18 protein-coding genes and 2 pseudogenes are annotated in these 21,756 nt (G+C 53.4%); 6 read left to right on the top strand and 14 right to left on the bottom strand.

Features of this window, described 5'->3' with window-relative positions; all coding sequences use genetic code 11:
- The 8 genes from APH36_RS10275 to APH36_RS10240 all read right to left on the bottom strand — a co-directional run.
- Positions 1 to 2,502: hybrid sensor histidine kinase/response regulator (locus APH36_RS10275; protein ID WP_060498535.1), on the bottom strand; the 2,502-nt coding region annotated here is incomplete at its 3' end.
- Positions 2,503 to 2,637: 135 nt separating this feature from the next.
- The gene (gene purD, locus APH36_RS10270; RefSeq protein ID WP_016712203.1) at positions 2,638 to 3,933 is read right to left on the bottom strand and encodes a phosphoribosylamine--glycine ligase; all 1,296 of its coding nucleotides are present in this window, start codon (positions 3,931 to 3,933) and stop codon (positions 2,638 to 2,640) included.
- Positions 3,934 to 4,115: 182 nt separating this feature from the next.
- Positions 4,116 to 5,723, bottom strand: coding sequence for a bifunctional phosphoribosylaminoimidazolecarboxamide formyltransferase/IMP cyclohydrolase (gene purH, locus APH36_RS10265; RefSeq protein ID WP_060498534.1), 1,608 nt, complete (start codon positions 5,721 to 5,723; stop codon positions 4,116 to 4,118).
- An 81-nt stretch (positions 5,724 to 5,804) separates the two neighbouring features.
- Positions 5,805 to 6,125, bottom strand: a complete 321-nt coding sequence (gene fis / locus APH36_RS10260; RefSeq protein WP_019099786.1) for a DNA-binding transcriptional regulator Fis — start codon at positions 6,123 to 6,125, stop codon at positions 5,805 to 5,807.
- Positions 6,122 to 7,135: a tRNA dihydrouridine synthase DusB gene (dusB, locus tag APH36_RS10255; protein ID WP_060498533.1), complete on the bottom strand. Its 1,014-nt coding sequence runs from the start codon at positions 7,133 to 7,135 to the stop codon at positions 6,122 to 6,124. The genes fis and dusB overlap by 4 nt, the downstream gene beginning before the upstream one ends.
- Before the next feature lie 202 nt (positions 7,136 to 7,337).
- Positions 7,338 to 8,690 carry a DUF3426 domain-containing protein gene (locus APH36_RS10250; protein ID WP_060498532.1) on the bottom strand — a complete coding sequence of 451 codons (1,353 nt, stop codon included), beginning with the start codon at positions 8,688 to 8,690 and terminating at the stop codon, positions 7,338 to 7,340.
- A 42-nt stretch (positions 8,691 to 8,732) separates the two neighbouring features.
- Positions 8,733 to 9,611, bottom strand: coding sequence for a 50S ribosomal protein L11 methyltransferase (gene prmA, locus APH36_RS10245; RefSeq protein WP_060498531.1), 879 nt, complete (start codon positions 9,609 to 9,611; stop codon positions 8,733 to 8,735).
- A gap of 123 nt (positions 9,612 to 9,734) precedes the next feature.
- A complete protein-coding gene (locus APH36_RS10240) occupies positions 9,735 to 10,190 on the bottom strand; it encodes a MaoC family dehydratase (RefSeq protein WP_060498530.1) in 456 nt (151 codons plus the stop codon).
- A gap of 143 nt (positions 10,191 to 10,333) precedes the next feature.
- Between APH36_RS10240 and APH36_RS10235 the strand changes: the two genes are divergently transcribed.
- Genes APH36_RS10235 through APH36_RS10225 form a run of 3 tightly spaced genes read left to right on the top strand, consistent with a single transcriptional unit; the run spans position 10,334 to position 12,009 of the window.
- Positions 10,334 to 10,696 carry a CidA/LrgA family protein gene (locus APH36_RS10235; RefSeq protein ID WP_060498529.1) on the top strand — a complete coding sequence of 121 codons (363 nt, stop codon included), beginning with the start codon at positions 10,334 to 10,336 and terminating at the stop codon, positions 10,694 to 10,696.
- Positions 10,693 to 11,409 (top strand): LrgB family protein, encoded by a 717-nt coding sequence (locus tag APH36_RS10230; RefSeq protein ID WP_060498528.1) that lies wholly within the window; start codon positions 10,693 to 10,695, stop codon positions 11,407 to 11,409. The genes APH36_RS10235 and APH36_RS10230 overlap by 4 nt, the downstream gene beginning before the upstream one ends.
- A gap of 9 nt (positions 11,410 to 11,418) precedes the next feature.
- Positions 11,419 to 12,009: an LON peptidase substrate-binding domain-containing protein gene (locus APH36_RS10225; RefSeq protein ID WP_016712194.1), complete on the top strand. Its 591-nt coding sequence runs from the start codon at positions 11,419 to 11,421 to the stop codon at positions 12,007 to 12,009.
- A 66-nt stretch (positions 12,010 to 12,075) separates the two neighbouring features.
- Here the strand turns inward: APH36_RS10225 and APH36_RS10220 are convergent, their stop codons facing one another.
- Both APH36_RS10220 and APH36_RS10215 read right to left on the bottom strand, forming a co-directional pair.
- A complete protein-coding gene (locus APH36_RS10220) occupies positions 12,076 to 13,392 on the bottom strand; it encodes a bifunctional DedA family/phosphatase PAP2 family protein (protein ID WP_060498527.1) in 1,317 nt (438 codons plus the stop codon).
- 2 nt (positions 13,393 to 13,394) lie between these two features.
- Positions 13,395 to 13,784, bottom strand: a pseudogene (locus APH36_RS10215) (DNA-3-methyladenine glycosylase); the annotation flags it as partial.
- A gap of 47 nt (positions 13,785 to 13,831) precedes the next feature.
- Between APH36_RS10215 and APH36_RS10210 the strand changes: the two are divergent.
- The 3 genes from APH36_RS10210 to APH36_RS10200 all read left to right on the top strand — a co-directional run bounded on the left by APH36_RS10210 (position 13,832) and on the right by APH36_RS10200 (position 18,075).
- A complete protein-coding gene (locus APH36_RS10210; RefSeq protein WP_060498526.1) occupies positions 13,832 to 15,475 on the top strand; it encodes a recombinase family protein in 1,644 nt (547 codons plus the stop codon).
- A gap of 331 nt (positions 15,476 to 15,806) precedes the next feature.
- Positions 15,807 to 16,214 (top strand): plasmid mobilization relaxosome protein MobC, encoded by a 408-nt coding sequence (gene mobC, locus APH36_RS10205; protein ID WP_082426366.1) that lies wholly within the window; start codon positions 15,807 to 15,809, stop codon positions 16,212 to 16,214.
- Positions 16,215 to 16,245: 31 nt separating this feature from the next.
- The gene (locus tag APH36_RS10200; protein ID WP_177337098.1) at positions 16,246 to 18,075 is read left to right on the top strand and encodes a relaxase/mobilization nuclease domain-containing protein; all 1,830 of its coding nucleotides are present in this window, start codon (positions 16,246 to 16,248) and stop codon (positions 18,073 to 18,075) included.
- 45 nt (positions 18,076 to 18,120) lie between these two features.
- Here APH36_RS10200 and APH36_RS31605 read toward each other — a convergent pair whose 3' ends face one another.
- The 4 genes and pseudogenes from APH36_RS31605 to APH36_RS10185 all read right to left on the bottom strand — a co-directional run.
- The gene (locus tag APH36_RS31605) at positions 18,121 to 18,618 is read right to left on the bottom strand and encodes a hypothetical protein (protein WP_131727726.1); all 498 of its coding nucleotides are present in this window, start codon (positions 18,616 to 18,618) and stop codon (positions 18,121 to 18,123) included.
- 7 nt (positions 18,619 to 18,625) lie between these two features.
- Positions 18,626 to 18,838 (bottom strand): hypothetical protein, encoded by a 213-nt coding sequence (locus APH36_RS31600; RefSeq protein ID WP_156342111.1) that lies wholly within the window; start codon positions 18,836 to 18,838, stop codon positions 18,626 to 18,628.
- A gap of 407 nt (positions 18,839 to 19,245) precedes the next feature.
- The gene (locus APH36_RS10190) at positions 19,246 to 20,829 is read right to left on the bottom strand and encodes a replication endonuclease (protein WP_060498522.1); all 1,584 of its coding nucleotides are present in this window, start codon (positions 20,827 to 20,829) and stop codon (positions 19,246 to 19,248) included.
- Positions 20,830 to 21,465: 636 nt separating this feature from the next.
- Positions 21,466 to 21,756 (bottom strand): annotated as a pseudogene (locus tag APH36_RS10185) (DNA-3-methyladenine glycosylase); the annotation flags it as partial.

Genomic DNA, 21,756 nt, shown 5'->3' with positions numbered 1-21,756 from the left:
ATAGTGCTGCGCTTTCATCGCCTGCAGGGCTTCTTCGCCATTGCAGGCCGTGTCGGGCTCGAGGTTGAGCTTGCCGAGCATGCCGCGGATCACCTTGGTCGAAATGCTGTTGTCCTCGGCGACCAGCACGCGGAAGTTGCCGGGCAGGTCCAGCGCTTGAGGGATGCCTGGCAGGCTGGCAGGCACCGCCTGCTCGCGGCCGCGCTGGGCCAGCTCTTCGGCCAGGGTGGTTTTCAGCGTGTAGCCGGCCACCGGCTTGGCCAGTATCCGCTTGACCCCGGCATTGCGCGCAATGACCTTGCTCGGCGCATTGCTGATGCCGGTGAGCATCACCACCAGGATGTCGTGGTTCAGGCTCGGGTCTTCCTTGATTTTGGCGGCCAACTGCATACCGGTCATGCCGGGCATGTTCTGGTCCAGCAGCACGGCGTCGAAGTAGTCACGCAGGTGCGCTTTGGTACGCAGCAGCGCCAGAGCTTCCTTGCCCGATGGCACCGCGCTGACGTTCATGCCCCAGGCGCTGCACTGCTGTACCAGCACCTTGCGGCAGGTGTCGTTGTCGTCCACCACCAGCACACGGGCATCGCGTAGGGGGCCGTCGAGGTCGGCCGGTGGTTGCTCCAGGCGTGAAGGGTCCAGCGGCAGGGTCAGCCACAGGGTGTTGCCCATGCCCGTGCTGCTCTTGATGCCGAACTCGCCCTGCATCAGGCCGATCAGCTGCTTGGCAATGACCAGGCCAAGGTGCCCGCCCAGCTTGTTGCTGGACAGGAAATGGTGGCTGTGCAACTCGGCCTGCAGCAAGGCTTCGCGGTCGGCGGCGGGCAACGGCTCGCCGCTGTCCTGCACGGCAATGCGCAAACGGGGCACATCGCCACGCTGGTCCAGCGCCACCACCAGCAGGATCTCGCCCTGGTCGGTGTTTTTCAGCGCATTCTCCAGCAGGCTCGACAAGGCCTGGCGCAGGCGTGTCGGGTCGCCACTGATCACGCGCGGCACCTGTGGCTGGGTGAAGCTGATCAGCTCGATGTTCTGTTGCTCGGCCTTGGCGCGGAAGATGTTCAGGCAGTCCTCGATCAGCGCGTTAAGGTCGAATTGCACATCATCCAGCTCGATCTGCCGGGACTCCAGCTTGGAAATGTCGAGAATTTCGTTGATCAGCGTGAGCAGCTCGTTGCCGGCACTGTGGATGGTCTGCACGTAGTCGCGTTGCTTGACCGACAGCGGTGTGCCGAGCAACAGCTCGGTCATGCCCAGTACACCATTCATGGGGGTGCGGATTTCGTGGCTGATCTTGGCCAGGAACTCAGCCTTGGCGTTGATTTCGGCATCGCTGGCGGCCAATGCACGGCTGGCGCTGAAGCGCTCCTCGCTCATGCGCCGCAGGCGTTCGCTGACGGCCAGGTTCAGCAGCAGGCCGCTGACCACGGTCAGGCCCAACAGGATGCACAGCAACCAGGGCGTCGAGGTGCGGGTCAAGCCCAGCAAGGCCGGCAGCAGTACCAGACCACCCAGGTTGAACACCACCATGGCCAGGCTAAACAGGCGTCCGGGTGCATAGCCACGGTACCAGTGGTAGCTGCTGACCAGCAGCATGCTCACGCTGCCCAAGGCCAGCAGGGCGTAGGTCATCAGGTTGAGGGGCAGGGTGTCGACAAACAGCAGCACCAGGCCGCTGATCCCGACCACCAGCATTTCACCTTGCAGCAGGCGGTTAAGCCGTGGCGAATTGCACGGTGTGAAGAAGTGTTGGGTGAAATACAGCCCGGCCAGGCCTGCCAGCACCAGCGTCAGGTAGGCGGCCGGTGTTTGCGCGTTGTGCCACACATGCCACCAAGGGCCGCTGAGGTTCAGCAGGATCAGGCCGCTGAGCAGCATCAGGCCGTGGTACAGCGCCAGGATCAGGGTGGTGGTGGAGCGGCTGTAGAGGAAGCGGATCAGGTTGTGCATGATCAGCATCACCAGGCCGCCGAACAGCATGCCGAACAGCAGGGGCTGGCTTTGGTCTGAGGCCGCTACGGCTGCCGGCTCCAGGCTGATGGCCGGGCGCAGCTGGTGTTCGGAAACGAGGCGCAGGTAGATGTCCAGCGGTTGTTTGCTGTTGGGCAGGGGTAATACATGGTCGCTGCCACGCAGGGTGGGGCTGGCGTTGCCGGCCAGGCGTCCGTGGTGCAGCTGACGCAGAAGTTGGTCGCCCTCGAGGGCGTAGAGGTCCAGGCCGGAAAGGTCTGGGGCAAATACCCGCAACAGTTGTTCCTGGTCGCCGGGTTGCAGGCGGTAGTGCAGCCATAAGGCTTGTTCCGCAGGCGCTGCATCCAGCTCGGCGAGAATCAGGGGGCTGAACTGGTTGCGGTAGCGCTCGGAGCGCACATCGCTCAGTTGCAGGTTGGCCTGTTCGTCGAGCAGAACGGTCCAGCCTCCGTCATGTTCGGCAGCTGCCGGGAACATGCAGAGCAAGGTCAGCAAGCTGACGATCAGAGCTGAGGCAATCCGAAGCCGACGCACTACGAAATCCCTTCTTAGCCGATGTGCCGGGTACTAACTATGCGCGGCGCGCCAAGTCGAAGGCAAGGCCCGTGCCGGGCCTTGTCGACGAGCCGGATGCCGTGCGCTGAAAGCGCTACGGCGTTCCGGTTGTACTTACTGCTGGTGCTCACCGCGCTCGCGGGCGATGGCCCGATAACCGATGTCGGTACGGTAGAAGCTGCCGTTCCAGCTTACTTCCTTGGCCAGACGGTAAGCCTGCTGCTGCGCGTCAGCGACGGTGCTGCCCATGGCAGTGGCACACAAAACGCGACCGCCGTTGGTGACCACTTGGCCATCCTTGAGCGAAGTACCGGCATGGAACACCTTGCCTTCGATCTTGGCCGCAGCGTCCAGGCCGCTGATGGCGTCGCCCTTGGCGTAGTCGCCCGGGTAACCGCCAGCTGCCAGCACCACGCCCAGGCTTGGGCGCGGGTCCCATTGGGCTTCGACCTTGTCCAGCGCCTTGGCGAAGGCGGCTTCGATCAGCAGCACCAGGCTCGACTCCAGGCGCAGCATGACCGGCTGGGTTTCAGGGTCGCCGAAGCGGCAGTTGAACTCGATGACTTTGGGGTTGCCCGCCTTGTCGATCATCAGGCCTGCGTAGAGGAAGCCGGTGTAGACGTTGCCTTCCTCGGCCATGCCGCGCACGGTCGGCCAGATGACCTGGTCCATCACACGCTGGTGCACGTCGGCGGTGACCACCGGGGCAGGGGAGTAGGCACCCATACCGCCGGTGTTCGGGCCGGTGTCCTGGTCGCCGACGCGCTTGTGGTCCTGGCTGGTGGCCATGGGCAGCACGTTGTGGCCGTCGACCATGACGATGAAGCTGGCTTCCTCGCCGTCGAGGAACTCTTCGATCACCACACGCGAACCGGCTTCACCAAAGGCGTTACCGGCCAGCATGTCACGCACGGCGGCTTCGGCTTCTTCGAGGGTCATGGCGACGATCACGCCTTTGCCCGCAGCCAGGCCGTCGGCCTTGATCACGATCGGTGCGCCTTTCTCTTGCAGGTAGGCAAGTGCAGGCTCGATTTCGGTGAAGTTCTGGTAGTCGGCGGTCGGGATCTTGTGGCGTGCCAGGAAGTCCTTGGTGAAGGCCTTGGAACCTTCCAGCTGGGCCGCGCCCTTGGTTGGGCCGAAGCAGTCCAGGCCACGGCTGCGGAACAGGTCTACTACGCCGATGACCAGCGGTGCTTCAGGGCCGACGATGGTCAGGTCGACGTTCTTTTCGGCGAAGTCGGCCAGTTGCTCCAGGGCGCAGACGTCGATAGCGACGTTTTCGCACTTGGCTTCAATGGCGGTGCCGGCGTTGCCCGGGGCAACGAAGACTTTCTCGACGCGTGGGTCCTGGGCAACTTTCCAGGCCAGGGCGTGCTCACGGCCGCCGCTGCCGATGATCAAAACTTTCATGTCAAAACCTCGAATTCTTTCGGACGGGAGGCAAGGCCTCACACTGTACGAGGTCGCAATGAAGCAGGTAGATGCAAGGCGGGGCCGGTTCCGATGAGCGGAGTTGCCTTCTGGCAATGAGCATCAGCGGAACTGGCCCCAACGCAGCAGATGCCTGCTTCAGTGCGGCCGATTGCCGTAAATCAGTGGCGGAAGTGGCGCATGCCGGTGAAGACCATTGCAATGCCGGCTTCGTCGGCTGCAGCAATGACTTCAGCATCACGCATCGAACCACCCGGCTGGATCACGGCGCTGATACCCACTTTAGCCGCATTGTCGATGCCATCACGGAACGGGAAGAACGCGTCTGAGGCCATGACCGCGCCCTGCACCTGCAGGCCAGCATGCTCAGCTTTGATTGCAGCAATGCGGGCGGAGTTGACCCGGCTCATCTGGCCAGCGCCTACGCCGATGGTCTGGCGCTGCTTGGCGTAGACGATGGCGTTGGACTTGACGAACTTGGCCACTTTCCAGGCGAATACCAGATCGTGGATTTCTTGCTCGGTCGGGGCACGCTTGGTGACGATTTTCAGGTCATCGGCGGTGATCATGCCGATATCGCGGCTCTGTACCAGCAGGCCACCGTTGACGCGCTTGAAGTCCCAACCGGCAGCGCGCTCGGCAGGCCATTCGCCGCACTCAAGCAGGCGTACGTTCTGCTTGGCGGCAACCACTTCACGGGCAGCCTGGGAAATTTTCGGCGCGATGATCACTTCGACGAACTGGCGGTCGACGATGGCCTTGGCGGTTTCGCCGTCCAGCTCGCGGTTGAAGGCAATGATGCCGCCGAATGCCGACTCGGTGTCGGTGGCATAGGCCAGGTCGTAGGCCTTGCGGATGCCGCCTTCGTCTTCAGGCACAACGGCCACGCCGCACGGGTTGGCGTGCTTGACGATGACGCAAGCCGGCTTGACGAAGCTCTTCACGCACTCCAGCGCGGCGTCGGTGTCGGCCACGTTGTTGAACGACAGCTCCTTGCCTTGCAGCTGGATGGCGGTGGAAATGCTGGCTTCGCCTTTCTTGGCTTCTACGTAGAACGCCGCGCTCTGGTGCGGGTTCTCGCCGTAACGCATTTCCTGGGCCTTGACGAACTGGCTGTTGAAGGTGCGCGGGAATTCGCTGCGGTCGGAAGTCGAAAGGGTGTCCTTGGCCTGGTTGATGGTGCCCATGTAGTTGGCGATCATGCCGTCGTAGGCAGCGGTGTGCTCGAACGCCTTGAGCATCAGGTCGAAGCGCTGGGCGTAAGTCAGGCCACCGGCCTTGAGGCCTTCTACGATACCGGCGTAATCGCTGGCGTTGACCACGATGGCCACGTCTTTGTGGTTTTTGGCAGCCGAACGGACCATGGTCGGGCCGCCGATGTCGATGTTCTCGATAGCGGTCGGCAGGTCACAGCCAGGCTTGGAAATGGTGGCTTCGAACGGGTACAGGTTGACCGCGACCAGGTCGATCGGCTTGATGCCGTGCTCGTTCATGATGGCGTCGTCGGTGCCGCGACGGCCGAGGATGCCGCCGTGGATCTTCGGGTGCAGGGTCTTGACCCGGCCATCCATCATTTCGGCGAAGCCGGTGTAGTCGGCCACTTCCACCGCGTTCACGCCGTTGTCCTTGAGCAGCTTGTAGGTGCCGCCGGTAGACAGGATCTCGACACCGAGCTGTTGCAGCTCACGGGCGAATTCGAGGATACCGGTCTTGTCGGAGACGCTGATCAGGGCGCGGCGGACTGGCAGGCGGGTAGTCTGGTCGGTCATTTCGGGTTCCAATAACGCGGTGGAGTCAGCAAAAAAGGCGCCTCTGTTCAGGGAGCCGCCTTTTCTGGTTGGGATTCTGGCTTACAGCAAGTCGTACTGCTTGAGCTTCTTGCGCAGTGTGCCTCGGTTCAGCCCGAGCATCTCACTGGCTTTGGTCTGGTTGCCCTTCACGTAGTTCATCACGCATTCGAGCAGGGGCGCCTCGACTTCGGAGAGCACCAGGTTGTACACGTCCGTGACGGTCGCGCCTTCCAGGTGGGCGAAGTAGTTGTGCAGCGCCTTCTCGACGCTGTCGCGAAGGGTCTGGCCCTCTTCGCTCGGCGTGTTGAGGTGCTGTTTCAGGTTGGCGTTGTCGCTCACGGGCGTTGTTCCACTCACAAATGTCTCGGTCATCATCGTCATGCGGCCACCCCTTGTCCGTCCTCTGTCTCAAGGCTCTGTCGACGTTCACTGAAAAACGCGTGAACGTTGGCGCACTGCGCTTGTGTGTCTTCCAAAGCGTTGAACCGGGAGCGAAACTCCTTGCCGCCGGGTCGTGTTGCCAGGTACCAGCCAACGTGCTTGCGGGCGATACGTACGCCCATCACATCGCCATAGAAGGCATGCAGCGCGGCCAGGTGCTCCAGCAGGATGCGTTCCACTTCGTCCAGCTGCGGCGCTGGCAGGTGTTCGCCAGTGCGCAGGTAATGCTCGATCTCGCGAAAGATCCACGGCCGCCCCTGGGCGGCGCGGCCGATCAACAGGCCGTCGACCCCGGTGGCATCCAGCACCGCCCGGGCCTTTTCTGGCGAAGTGATATCGCCGTTGGCAAAAACCGGGATAGACACCGCCTGTTTGATGGCAGCGATGGTGTCGTATTCGGCTTCGCCGGTGTACAGGTCTGCGCGTGTGCGGCCATGCACCGCCAGCGCCTGGATGCCGGCCTGTTCGGCGATCTTCGCCACGTTCAGGCCGTTCTTGTTCGCCCGGTCCCAACCGGTGCGGATCTTCAGGGTCACCGGAACATCCACGGCGCCGACAACGGCGTGGAGGATTTCGTGGACCAAGGCTTCATCTCTCAATAAAGCAGAGCCTGCAGCTTTGTTGCAGACTTTTTTTGCCGGGCAGCCCATGTTGATATCGATGATCTGGGCGCCCGCTTCGACGTTGGCCTTTGCCGCCGCTGCCATCATTTGCGCATCACCGCCGGCGATCTGCACCGAGCGTGGCTCGGGATCACCTTCATGGATGCGGCGCAGGCTCGATTTGCGGCTGTTCCACAGGCTCATATCGCTGCTGACCATTTCCGACACCACCATGCCCGCGCCCAGGCGCTGGCAAAGTGTACGGAAAGGCTGGTCCGTGACCCCGGCCATGGGCGCGAGGATCAGGTTGTTACGTAGTGTGTATTGGCCGATGCGTACCGCCGACATAGGTGATCCCTGTTGTGGGGCCGAATCTTGGAGTTCGAAAAAGGGTTGGCATGATACCCGCTCTCGGTGACCGGATAAAGATGGATTTGGATAAAATCTGAACAATCAGGGCGAGCGACAAGCAGCAAGCTTCAAGCTGCAAGAGGGAGCAGGCCGGCTATCGGCTCGCTTGTCTTGTGGCTTGAAGCTTGCCGCTTGTCGCTTATTCCGGCGAACGGAAGCTCAGGCTATAGTTCACGGCCTTCGGCCCCGGGTCGAGGATGTCCAGGGCGATATGGATCGGCGTCTGGCTGGGCATTTCGCCACGCCCGGCCAACTCGCCCGACAGGTACTCGCTGGGCTTGAAGCGACGGCTGGCGATCAGCTGGCCATTGAGGTCGGCAAAGCGCAGCTCCAGCAGCGGGAACGGCTGGGAGAAGGGGGCGCGGTTGTAGATGATCGCATCGACAATCAGTGCACCCTTGAAGTCGGGGTGGCTGCGCACTACCAGGTTGCTGCTCTTGATGCGTGCAATATCGACCCGGGTGGGCACCTGGCAACCGACCATCGGGCAGATCTGCTGGAAGATTGGCCGGTACTGGTCCTGGCGGGCCATTTCGTCGAAGTGGAACCACACGTACTGGAAGGCCAGCAGGCCAGCAGCCAGCAAGGTCAGAAAGCCCCACAACAAACGCTTGCCCCAGTTGGGGGCGGGTTTTTCCCAGCCCAGCTGCAGCGGGTCGTCGACCACGTCGACCAGCGGTTCCTTGCGTACCGGGCGCTCGGGTTTACTGGCAAGGCCTGGTTCAAGGCGGCCGCCGGGTAGGGGCTCGTCAGGTTCGTCGTCGCGGGCCGACAGGTGCAGCGCCAGCGGCTCATCGTCGCGGGCGCTCAGGCCTTTTTCCGGTATTTCGTCATCGCTGGCGCCCAGTGGCTCGCTGAAGGCGGGCTGCTCATCGATTTCGGGGGCGCGGTGGACGGGTGGCTCGTCATCGATCTCCAGGTCAAGGTTGCTGCCCAGGGTCGGTTCGGTGCGCTCGCCGGGTGCCGGTTTCAGGTCCAGTGCCAGGGGCTCTGGCTCCAACAGCACCGGGGCGGCTTCTGCCGGCTGTTGGGGTTCAAAGGGCTCGTCGGTGGCTGTGCCGAACAGGTCGTCTGCGTGCTCGTCCGGGTGCAGTTCGTCGCGCCGTGCCTGCAGCCCGCCATCCAGGTTGGTCGGGCGTGTGGGGGCCGGTTGGCCACGACGTTCCAGGCGCTCCAGTTCCTTGTCGAGGTCAAGCTCATCCAGGGCCTGGGCGGTAAGCGCCCAGGCATCGTCAGGCCTATCGTTGCGTACTTCGACGGCGGGCTCAGGGGGGGGCGCCTGCTCGATCAGCGGTTCGGCCGGCACAGCGGGTACTGGCGCAGCCACCGCTGGGGCATTGGCGCGGTTCTGCTCCAGCAACTGCTTGGCGGCATTGAACACCTGCAAGCAGTGACCGCAGCGCACCACACCGCGAGCCACGCTCAGCTGGTGGTGGGTGACGCGAAAGCTGGTCTGGCAATGCGGGCACTGGGTGACGAAACTGTCGGTCATGCGGCAATCCGGGAGCTGTGCAGAAGACTATTCTAGGCCCGCTTAACGGCGGCGACCACTGATGCGCACCCAGCCGTCGCGTACGACGATCGGGTCCAGTTCGAAGTCGGCAGCGTAGGCGGCAGCCACTTCTTCGCCCTGCTCGGCGAGGATGCCCGACAGGGCCAGCAGGCCACCTGGGCGGACCAGGCGGGACAATTGCGGCGCCAGCGATACCAGCGGGCCGGCCAGGATGTTGGCGACCAGCACGTCGGCCTGCATGGCCGGCATATGCTCGGGCAGGTACAGCGCCAGCTTTTCATCGGCAATGCCGTTGCGCTGGGCGTTGTCGCGCGAAGCCTCGATGGCCTGCACGTCGATGTCGGTGCCGACGGCTTCACGGGCGCCCAGCAGCAGCGCGGCAATGGCCAGGATGCCCGAGCCGCAGCCGAAGTCCAGCACCTGGGTGCCTTCGAGTTGCTGGCCGTCGAGCCATTCCAGGCACAGGGCAGTGGTGGGATGGGTGCCGGTGCCGAAGGCCAGGCCCGGGTCGAGCAGCAGGTTGACGGCGTCCTTTTCCGGGGCATCGTGCCAGCTCGGCACGATCCACAGGCGTTGGCCGAAACGCATCGGCTGGAAGTTGTCCATCCAGCTGCGTTCCCAGTCCTGGTCCTCGATCACTTCGGCCTGGTGCTCGGGCAGATCTGCGCCGGTCAGCAGGCGCAGGTGGGCGAACACCTGCTCAGGGTCGGCATCGGCCTCGAACAATGCCAGCAAGTGGGTGTGCGACCACAGCGGGGTGGTGTTGAGGTCTGGCTCGAAGATCGGTTGATCTTCGGCGTCCATGAACGTGACCGAGACGGCGCCGACTTCAAGCAGGGCGTCTTCGTAGGTTTCGGCTTGTTCCGGGCTGATGGCCAGGCGTACTTGCAGCCAGGGCATGGCGGGCACCTTTGGTAAATCGACAGGGGCAGCCCTAGGCTGCGCGAAGGCTGGCAGTTTACGCGAGTGCGGGGGATTTGTGGATCGGCTTGGGAAGGGGGCGCGCAGCGCCCCCAAAAACCATCAGACAAAGCAGAGCGACAGCGACTCAGCTATGTAAGCAGGCTTCTCTTCACCTTCTATTTCCAACGTGGCAATCGCCTTCAGCAGCCATTGCCCCGGCTTTTTCTCGGTCACCTCGGCCAGGTCCACCTTCAAACGCACCTGGCTGTCGACCTTGACCGGCTGAATGAACCTGACGCTGTCCAGCCCATAGTTCACCACCATCTTCAGCCCTTGCGGCAGGATCAGGATGTCCTCGATCAGCTTGGGGATCAGCGACAAGGTCAGGAAACCGTGGGCAATCGTGCCGCCAAACGGTGTTTTTGCCGCCTTCTCAGGGTCGACATGAATGAACTGGAAATCGCCGGTTGCCTCGGCGAACAGGTTGATGCGCTGCTGGTCGATCTTGAGCCAGGCAGAGCGGCCCAGTTCCTTACCAACGTACTGCGAAAGCTCTGTAACCGGTACATAGGGCATCGCGGACTCTCCAGGTTGTCAGTTGGTACGAAAGTGCAAGATCAGCACGGCTAACCGTTTCAGTCAAGTTGCCCGCTTTTCGGCGAATATCGGTCTATAGCCGGGCGTGCTTATAATGGCCACCATGCCCGAGGGAGATGCTTATGCTGTTGCGTGGTTTGACCTGGCTGGTGCTGTTCCAGCTGCTGGGGACGGCGATCAATCACCTGTTGGTGCCGGTTTTGCCGGGGCCGATTATTGGCCTGTTGCTGCTGTTGTTCTTTCTCATGGCTCGCGGTGAGGTGGGCAAGCCGTTGAACGAGGCCGCCAGTAGCCTGCTGCGCTACCTGCCGCTGTTGCTGGTGCCGCCGGCGGTAGGGGTAATGGTGTATGCCAAGGACATTGCCGCTGATTTCTGGGCCATTGCCGGAGCCTTGCTGATTTCCTGCCTGGTGACGCTGGTGTTTGTCGGGGTGCTGATGCAAAAGCTCATCCAGCGCCAGGGCAAACGTGAGGAGCAGCCATGATGCTCGACTGGCAAGGCGCGCTTGACGCAGTCGTCCATCACCCGTTGTTCGGTATCGGCATTACGCTCGGTGCCTACCAGGTTGTGCTGGCGGCCTACGAAAAGACCCGCTGGATCTTCCTGCAGCCGGTGCTGGTGTCGATGTTGCTGGTCATCGGCGTATTGCTGCTGTGCGGTATTGACTACAGCGAGTACCGCAAAAGCACCGAAATCATGAACATCCTGCTGGGGCCTGCCACCGTCGCCCTGGCTGTGCCGCTCTATCTCAACCTGCGGCGTATCCGCCAGCTGTTCTGGCCCACATTTACTACGCTGGTAGTCGGAGGCCTGTTCGCCACCCTGTGCTGCCTGTTGCTGGGCTGGTGGTTCGGTGCCGAACACATGATCCTGATGACCATGGCGCCGAAGTCCGTTACTTCGCCGATCGCCATGCTGGTGGCCGAACAGATGGGGGGCGTGGCGGCCTTGGCTGCGGTGTTCGTGTTGATTACCGGGGTGATCGGGGCCATCTTCGGTCCGGCCCTGCTGAGCCGCTTCGGGGTGCACAGCCCTGAGGCGCGAGGCATGTCGCTGGGCGTGACCGCGCACGCGGTGGGCACTTCGGTGGCCCTGCAGGAAAGTGACGAATGCGGCGCCTTTGCCGCGCTGGCGATGAGCCTGATGGGCGTGGCCACGGCGGTGTTCCTGCCGCTGGCGGTCAGCCTGGTGGCTTGAGGACTTGTGATGACGCTACCGCTGTTTCCGCTCAATACCGTGCTGTTTCCTGGCTGCTTTCTCGATTTGCAGATTTTCGAGGCGCGCTACCTGGACATGATAAGCCGCTGCATGAAGCAGGGCGAAGGTTTTGGTGTGGTGTGCATCCTTGAGGGCGAGCAGGTTGGCAAAGCGCCACCTATGGTCGCCTCGATTGGCTGTGAGGCGGTCATCCGCGACTTCGTCCAGCAAGACAACGGGTTGCTGGGTATTCGCGTCGAAGGTGTGCGGCGCTTCAACCTCGACAGCACCGAAGTGCAGAAGGACCAGTTGCTGGTAGGGCAGGTGCAATGGTTGCCGGAGCAGGCGGACAGCCCGTTGCTGGAGGCGGACGACGACCTGTTGGCGCTGCTGGTGGCGCTGGGTGAGCACCCGATGGTCGAAGCGCTGGACATGCCGAGGCCAGTGGACGGGCGGCAGGCGCTGTCCAATCAGCTGGCGTACCTGCTGCCGTTCATGGAAGAGGACAAGTTGGATTTGTTGACCCTGGACTCACCGCAGCAGCGGTTGGGGGAGATCCAGAAGCTGCTGGAGCGGATTCAGGGTGAGTTGTTTGCATGATGGTTCTGTAGTGCCTGTACCGGCCCTTTCGCGGGTTTACCCGCGAAAGGGCCAGCGCTGGCAACATCAATACTGATATCTGAGCAACGCCTGTGGCAGCGCATGCATGGCAAAGAACGCCAGCAGCGCAATACACGCCGGCAACACCAGCCACCACACCCGCTGCGGCAAGGCTGGCAGTGTCTGGCGCCGTTGCACCAGGGTCAGGCTAAGCGCACACACGCAGCACGCCAGCAGTGCTCCGGCCAGGATGTCTGTCGGCCAGTGAGCCCCCAGGTAAACCCGCGACAGGGCAATCGCCAGGGCCGGAATGCAACCCAGCATCACCCAGGTCAGGCGCATCCGCGGTGGCTGCCCACGCCCCGCCAGCACGGCCATCACCAGAAAGAATGCAAACGACGCCGAGCTGTGCCCGCTGGGCATGCTGTAGCTGGTCAACGGGTCGGTCAGCACTTCCGGCCGTGCCCGGGCGAACAGCCATTTGAGTGTGCCGTTGGCAATCGCCGTGCCCATCAGGGCGCCGACAGCGAACAGGGCGTGTCGCCACTGCCGGGCAAGCAGCAACAGGCCTGTCAGCAGCCCGCCAAGGAAGAACTGGGTCCGGAAGTCACCCAGCCGCGTCACCAGGACCACGGTGCCATCGATGGCCTGGCTGCGGTGTTCTTGAACCAGTGTCATAACGCCTTGATCGAACTCATGTAGGTAAGGCCAGCCGATAAATATCCCGGCCAGGGCGATGAAACTGAGGCCCGCTACCAGCCGGGTGCCGTGGCGCTGGTCACGCAGGCTGCTGTTGAGGCTAAGGCCGATCAGTACGGCCAGGGTGCCGGCGATGATGCCCGCATCCAGCCAGAAGCCTTCCGGCAGCGGCAGGCGCATGGCCGCACCAGTGGCCCAGCCGGGCAGCAGGTAGGCGACCGACCAGCCGGCGCCGGCCACCAGGCTGACGGCGATGAAGCGCGGCAGTGGCATGTCGAACATGCCGGCCACCATCGGCAGCATTGGCCGCAGAGGGCCGATAAACCGGCCTACCAGCAGGCTGGCAATGCCATAACGCTGGAAGTAGGTCTCTGCGCTGCCAATCCATTCCGGGTGGTGGCGCAGTAAGGGCAGGCGGCGGATGTTCTGGTGGAAGTACTTGCCCACCGTATACGACAGCGCATCACCCAAAAGGCCGCCAAGGAAGCCCAGCAGCAAGGTTTCCCCCAGGCTGAAGGCGCCACTGCCGGCCAGTACCGCGACGGCGAACAGCAGCACGGTACCCGGCACGATGATGCCGGCGATGGCCAGGCATTCGATGCAGGCCACCAGGAAAATCGCGAGGCCAAGCCACTGTGGGTTGGCGCTTAGCCAGCCGGTCAGGCTGTCGAGCCATTGGCCCATGTTCAGCTTCCTTGTTCGTGAATGAAGAAGTCCCGGCCTTCGACTTGGCCGCGGCGTAACGGGTTCCGCGTGCAGAAGCGGGCGTATTCGGCATCGACGAAACGGTAGGGCAGGTGTTCGTCACGCCCGTGCGGGATGCCCAGGCGCGCGGCCTGGATGACCCGTGGTACGGCGTTGCCGCAATCGTCCACGTACAGCCGCTCGGCGTCGAAGCGTTGGGCGTCCCAGTGCGGCACTTTCAGGCCCAGGGCCCGGCATAGCAGGGTCTGGCCCGCGCACAGGCGCTCATCCGGGCGCAGCTGGCCGCTGGCATCGGGGTTGTTCAGTTGCATCTGCGCCAGGCTGTTGGGGCCTGAAAGGGCATCCTGCCAAGGATAGGCGGACTTGATCAAGTCTGTCGTATAATACCTGTAACGCCAAGGCTCACAGGTATCAAGCAATGCCGCGTCTAATCTCATACGTTCGTATGTCCACAAGCGAGCAGTTAAAGGGGTTCTCGCTGGAACGCCAGCGGAACCTGATTGCAGATTTTGCCCGAAAAAATGGGCTATCGCTTGAAGATAGTCATATTCTTGAAGACATTGGACGTTCATCGTTTTCGGACGATACAGAGCAAAAAGAACTTACAAAATTCTTTGAAGACCTTGAAAAAGACAAATTCCAACCGGGTGATGTTTTTGCTTTAGAAAACATTGACCGTTTAACACGGCGTGGCCCAATTGACGCTTTAATGAAGGTTAATCAAATAATTTCAAAAGGTTTGAAATTAGCGATTATCAGTGATAAAGAACAACGTATCCTTGAAGAAATTGACGTTTTCTCAATCATTACATTGTCGATTGACGCATCCCGTGCAAATAAAGAAAGTCAGGTCAAATCCGATAAAGGTTTACAGAATTGGGCTTTTAAACGTGAGCTTGCTGCTACTCATAAAATTGCTATGACAGCCCAAGCACCAGCTTGGATTGATACAGAAACATATTACATAATGGACGAAACAAAGAACAAGCAAGTAAAGCGTCGTCGATATGTTTTGAATGAAGACAAAGCCAAAACCGTAAGATTGATTTTTGAGCTATTCCAAAATGGCAATGGTTCCCTGAAAATCAAAAACATTCTCAATGAACAGAACATCCCAACATTCAAAGGAATTGAGTATTGGGAACCTTCTACAATCTCAAAAATAATTAGAAATCCAGCAACATATGGAATGTATCAGCCCAAGAAACAAAATACAGGAAAACGTGATTTGGTAGCTATTGGCGAACCAATTGAAAACTATTTCCCAGCAGTAATAAGCAAAGAAATATTTGACCAGTGCCAACAAATCACTGCTACAAACACAACCAGAAAAGGACGCAGAGGTAAACTATTCACAAACCTTTTCACAGGTTTATTGAAGTGTGCCGATTGTGATGGTCCTATTCATTTGCTCAATCCCGGCATTGATAAACGTGCAAAAAACCCAAAACCAGTAAACTACTTAATTTGTAAAAAAGGTAAGTTCACTAAAGAGTGCATCACAAAAAGACTTCGTTATGAAGACTTTGAGAATGTAATGCTTAAAGCTATCCAAGAAATCAATCTTGCAGATGTTCTACATGAAAATAATCCACTTGAAAACCTAATCAAGCAACAAAGGAACTTACAAGCAGATATTGAGAAAAAGAAAAAGCTGCTTGAAAACTTTGAGCGAAACTTTGTTGAGAACGATGGTGATTTGCCTTCGTTTATGATTGCACAAGCCAAACAAGCAGAAATAGACATTAAATCTCTTGATAGTGAAATCAAATCTATTCGGCTTGAAATATCTCAATTGAATGTTTATAACTCAAACATAGACAATGCAATTGATGAATTAAAAGTCAATGGCACCTATGAGGCACGGTCAAAAATCAATCTCATCTTGCATGAAATAATTAAGCATATTGTCATTGATTTTGAACTTGATGATTATGGTGTGATGTTCAAAAATGGTGCCAAGCGATTCATTAACAATGGCATTATTCAAAATGTGTTCAGGACAGAAAACACCAAGCAACGTGATGATGAAATCAACGAGATTTTGAATCACAAGAACTAATTTACTATCTGCTTTTATTTCCAGAATACGGCCACCTTCTTAGGTGGCTTTTTTATTCCTATACCTTTCCTATACCAGTCCTAGGCAGTCTCCTAGGTAGCTTCCTAGACACGCCATCAATAACTATTGTTCCTATACACTATTGAAATCTTTTAAACTTGAGTTAGCATAATAATATGAAGTCAAGAGAAAAGAAGGCGAGCAATGGGAATGTATAGGAAAAAACTTCGTTTTTATCCTACCGTTCAAAAGTCTTCGACATTTTTCACTTACTTCCCTGCTCGATTTTCTGCACTTCGTTTGAAAATAAAATCAAAAGCAGGTAGCTGAAATGTCTTCGGACATTCCAGAAAATAAACATATTACGAGGACAACTATGAGTAAGAAAAAAAGAAATGGTGAGCAATTTAATGTCAGAGTTTCAAAAGAAGCAAAAGACAAAATTGTTGCTAAGGCAGCTTTGCTGGGCATTAGTCAGGCGAAGTACATTGAACATCTAGCAGTTAATGGGTGCAATGTTATCGAGATAAGAAATGAAAGATTTATCGAGTATGTTGGGAAGGCAGAGGCTGACTTGAATAAAATGGGAAATAATTTAAATCAAATGGCAAGGGCAATTAATTTGGGGAAAGTGGATTTGGTAGAGAAAAATATTGAGTTGTTCAATAATGCCAAAAAAACCTTTGACCAACTTTATTCAAAGCTTGTTGAGCACGAAGAAAAAATCACTTTAAAATAAACAGCCGCAGGATAGTATGATAAGAGAGAAATTGAGCACGCAGAAGTCAAAAGGAGAAACACAAAACACCCTTGGATATGCTTTGAAGAAATCAGCCCTTATAGAGAGCAACAGACTTCAAACAGGAACAACGCAAGAATTTATAGAGTTTCTAGCCAAGAAATTCGATAAGGCTTGCAAAGGCAAGCAGCAAAATACCAGTTTTCACGAAATGGTATCTTTTGACCCATCCGACAAAATCACACCCGAACAAGCTCTTGCCATAGCAAAAGAACTTTATTCAGATACTCACGGATTAAACCGTGAGCACGCTTTTGCTGTCCATACAGACACTAAACAAATCCATGTCCACTTTGTATGGGCACCCAGAGACTTCAATAATAAAATATATAATCAAGTTGATGATTACAGAATTATTGAAGCTAAATTGACTGAGCTTGAACATAAGCACAATCTATTTAAAGTCGAAAATAGGAAATCTTTAAACCCTGACTTAGAAACAAAACCACCAGAGAGCAACCACGAAAAAGCTCTTGAAGTAAGAGGTATCAAATCACATAAAAAACAATTCAAGTCTCAAATTGAAAAAGCTTTCATTGGTGCAACCACAACAACGGCTTTCCTTGCTAACCTTCACAAGCAAGGGTTTGACATTATCCCGAATGGACAGAACTCCTATTCATTAGAAAAAGAAGGCCAAACGTTCAAGGCCAGTGAGTTGGGTATTCAACACTCGAAACTAAAAAACAAGCTTCAAGAGCAGCACCAATTCAGTCAATTGATGGAGCACTATTCAAAAAAAGCTCGTAGATACAATGAGGAATTAAACCTTTCTACAAATGAAGATGTTGAATTTCTTAAAAAGAATAAATACAAAACTGTCCTTGAAAAGAAATTTACACATCAAGAATCCGGCAACAATGTGGAGCACTTCTTTAAAAACTCTACCAGCCAGAAGGCTTTTGAATACCACAAAGACCCTTCAAAAGTTACATTTCAAGACTTATCAAGAGACAGTATAAAAGCTGGACTTCAACGCCTAACAACTGACATGAAGAAGCCGGGGCCGCTCTATGTGAATGGCCCAGAATACGCAAAAAAGAAAATGTGGATGGAGTTCAAGATGATGAACCTTGAAGATAAAGGTTTCACATTGTCAGGATATAAACCCACTCAACAAGACTTGAAAGAGCTTGAACAAAGAAAAGCTGACTATGAATTACAAGCTCAAAAATGGAAGACCAAGAAAGCCGTAGAGCCACCTAAACCAGTTGAGCCTGTCGTGCCTACACCCGTTGAGAACGCACTAGAGAAGGCCACAGAACCAACAAGTCAGGTTGAACAAGAACAGGTTGCACCTACTAATGATGATTTGATTGATGACTTGATGAAAGAGTTTGAGCTATCCAACCCTATACCTGTCGCAGAGGCTCCTACGAAAGTCATAGAGACACCTAAACCAGATGAGCCTATTGCGAGTGACCTTTACACACCGATTGCCCCAGAGCCGCTTGCAGAGCCTGAAAGTCGCAAGATTGATGGCGACTATTCAACATACTCTGATGATGAACTTGTTGAAGCGTTTGAAGGCATACAGAAAAAACTTGATAAGAAACTCTTCACTGGAACCAGCAAAAGTGATATTGCCGGACATAGATACGTGGACAGACAAAATCTAATCTATGAAAGAAAGGGCGAGGTGAAACGCCAATATGATTTGAGGCAGGACTTTTATGAAGTGTTTGATGAAATTAAGGAAAGAGACCCAGCAGCAGCAAAACAGCTTGAACAAGCATTTAAAGCACATATGACAAACAAAAGAGCAGTAACGTTTGACTTAAAGCCACAGTTAAAAAAATAGCCCTATCAGGGCTTTTTATTTGTTAATTCTTTCAAGTTCTCTTGTTTACTGACATGCTCCATACGATTCAAGATATACGCCATCAAAACCCTTTTGTCTTAGGTCACTGACTAATCTTTCCGCATAATCATTATTTTTTACGCAAGAATAAGTTTTTGATTTAGGGATACTGACAAAAACCTTGCAACCGTCCCTGTGAACAGGGTCAATTATCGCAACATATAAATCACTAAATTCATGTGATTTGTAAGAGCTTTCGGAATAATTCATCGCTAAAAAATTTATCGTTGGTTGCACTCTGTCATCACACAATTCAGCACCAGTTTTTTCAACTGGAGTTTCATTTGAGCTGTCAGGATTTTCAGGCGTTACTGGATCGACAGGATTTGAACCCACATCGCTCGGTCTTGTGAATGTGATACTGTCATCAGTTAAAAAACCACCAGATGCTTGCTCGATTGGGATTTTAACAATATATTCAGCATTTGCATTAAATGTTGTTGCTATTGCGATTGCTATTACTAAGTATTTAACTCCATTCATATATCCCTCATTGCTTATTAGTTCTCTTGTATTTCTTTATCTCAACATCAAGATGTATGTTGGTTTCAAAACCATTAATCCTGTAACTTTTCACATATTGCTCTATGCAAGCATTTAGAAAACTTGCTAATGAAAAATCGTTTTTCTTTGTGATTTCTAATGCCTCATTCATTAGCCCTTGCTCAGATTTCAATAAATAAACCTTAACCTTCCTTTTCATATAACACCTTTGTTCTAGTATTACATCCATTAAATCATGCAATTGCAACTTGTCAATAGATGTATATACTTTTATTTAAGTTGGCGTAATAAAACCAGCGTTAGCTGGCTGACAGAGTTCAGATTGATTAGACCTTTAAGCAGTTGTCCCAATACTCATAAGGAACCTTACTTTGGTCTACCAAGGCTTTAAATTCGCCGTCAACGGTATCATAAAATAAGTCGCACTCGCTATCATTGTGTATGCTCTTAATATTCTCATACATACCATCTATGCCAAATTTTTTAATAGACTTTAAGACTTCTTTCTTTCCGCTAGCCACTAGTATTAATTTCATATTGTTGTTCTCCAGTTTGTTAGTTACAATGTAACATGCGATTATAAATAATCAATAGATAAATATATATTTATTTTCCGGCTGCAGTATCAAACAATGAAACATCTACTATCTTGCAAGTTGATTTGATATCAATTACTTCATCAGTCACCAAATCAATTATGTATTTACCTGCTAGACTTTTTCCAAATACATCGCCCAGCAAATCATCTTTCATGATTTGTATTTCATTGAAGACCCTCATTATTTTTAGCTTTCCATTAACAAACATCGAGAAGCCAATAAAGTCGTTTTTCTCAATAAACATGAATGCTTTATCAAGGTTTTCATTTTTACCTTTAAAAAATGGTTTTCTTTTTAATTCTCTCCATAATGAAAGCGTGTTTTTAACGCCGAACATTGCATATCTACGCACACCCCACAAAGCTTGAACAGCTCTAACTTTTTTGTGATTTGAAATTTCCAACTTATCTATATTTAGAACGCCGCCCTTCAACTCGAAATCCATATTGAATGACTTAGTTAGATATTTCATCACGTATGATGTTGCCTTGCTTTTCTTTGTGTCAATTTCTTCAATTCTAACGGCATTTTCAGAATGCCTAAAATGTTTGTTAATCAATATGACTAATTCGTCAAAATGCTTTTTGTTTACATACATTAAAGCGTGCTTGTGAAAACATTGGTCTTTGTGTGGCTCGACAGCCCAGAAACCATTCATCTCAATCTTATGTCTATGGATGTCTTTTCTAAAAGCATTCCACAAACCTTTTAAATAGTCATTGCTTTCTTTTGGCGTTGAACCATCCCAAGAACTAACGCCTTTTGACGGCATTGGGTGAAACCTTGCCGGAGCGGTAAAAGTTATGAAAAGAGGCTTGTAGTCAAGTCTCTTTGCGTATGCGTCTAATGACATAACTTGAATATATATCTCAGCAAATCTTTGTTTTTCAGTGCTTGCTACTTTTGATAGCGGGATTTTCTTGTTGTTTGCATAGACAACGTATTTGCTCAATATGTATTCATATTGTTTTTGTTCGTCAGTTTCTCTATTGCGAACAACTTCATCACTACAAATCTCATATGCTTGACCCGAACCAATTAAACCTGAGTGCATCTTTGAAAGTTCGCTTCGTTGCTTTTGTATCCTTTTTATTTGTGATTTGAGCTTTTTCTCATCAGTAATATTGATTAGCTTGTCTTTTATAGTTGACCCTTTGATATCTTTAATTTTGATGTTGTAGCCAATATTCCAGTTATGATTTATATGTGAGAGCACGTTTTCGCCGCACTCGTCATTTTTGAGATTTCTTTTCTTAATAATGAGATTTTCTTGAATTCTCTTGAAAACAAACGTGATATTTTTGACGATTTCGTTCAAATCGCCATCGAGAGCATATTTATGCTGTATCTTCCAACATTTATATTCTTCGCAATTTGCAACCCAAGTCTTTTTTTGCTCAAGATTTCGTATTTCTTTGACTAATGCTTTATGGTTTCTTTCTGATGAATTGTTTAACTTGTTTTGATAATATTCCTTCGAAGTCAGTTTCTTTTCGATAGCTCGCTCATAAACATACTGTGCCTCGCATTCTGCAAAGAATAATTTAGCAGTGAGATTTTCAAGTGTTATGCGATGCGGAATAAATATCATAGTTTAAAATGTGGTTTCATATATATACATTTACCACAGGACAAAATCTTGTCAATAGAAGTATATATTTAATGCAGCTTATATTTTCAAGAAGCAAAATAGTTAAATTATCCCATAAAATCAGCTTGCGACACTTATTTAAGAGTTATCCAAGAAGAGCAAAATCAAAAGCATCTGGTTATTGCGAATCAAGTTCGCATGTTTAGAAGCAAACGCACTTTGGCCAGTAAAATCTTGAAAAATTAAAACGCACGATATAGCCGTTTTTAGAGGGTGTGATATTTTTCCTTTACTATGGTTCACAAGAAAAATAATCGACTGTTTTTGACCTATTTCCGTGAGTGCACTAAAAAGGTGCATGTATTTTTTTATATGTTTTTATCTCATTTTTTTGATATTTCGATTTTCGAGATAGTCATTTTATGGCTTAAATTCAAAGAAAAACGGTGTCAATAGTAAAGTGAAAATATTTTTTAGGTTGGACGATAATGATGATTTAGGGTTGGACCTTAATCGGGTGTTTTATATAAAATTTTGTATGTGCTCAATTTTTATGCTTGAACGAGTTCAACCACAAAAATCGACCTTGATGAAAATACAGGTGCGTGAAAATGAGTCTTACAGGTTAAATATGGACGACTTGATCAGCACCGCATTGCCCGGCCCGTGAGCGCTGAAGTTCAGCGAGTCGCCGCCGCGGGCGTAATACATGTAGATGTGCCCGCCATCGAGGAACAGCGCTTTGCGCTTTTCGGTGTAGCCGAGCGAGGCGTGGCTGCCTTTGTCGGCGAGGTAGTAAGCCTCGGTCTCGATGATGCGCGCGGCAAGCCACAGGTCGCCGTGGCGATGGCGGATAACCTTGCCGAGCAGGGCTTTGGCCAGGGTCTGGGCGTCGCGGTCGAAAAAGCTGTCGGGCAGGGCTGGCAT

The organism is Pseudomonas sp. NBRC 111133 (genome assembly GCF_001320605.1).
Lineage (GTDB): Bacteria > Pseudomonadota > Gammaproteobacteria > Pseudomonadales > Pseudomonadaceae > Aquipseudomonas > Aquipseudomonas monteilii.
The sequence above is the reverse complement of the archived record's forward strand: the minus strand, read 5'-3'. Positions and strand labels throughout refer to the sequence as shown.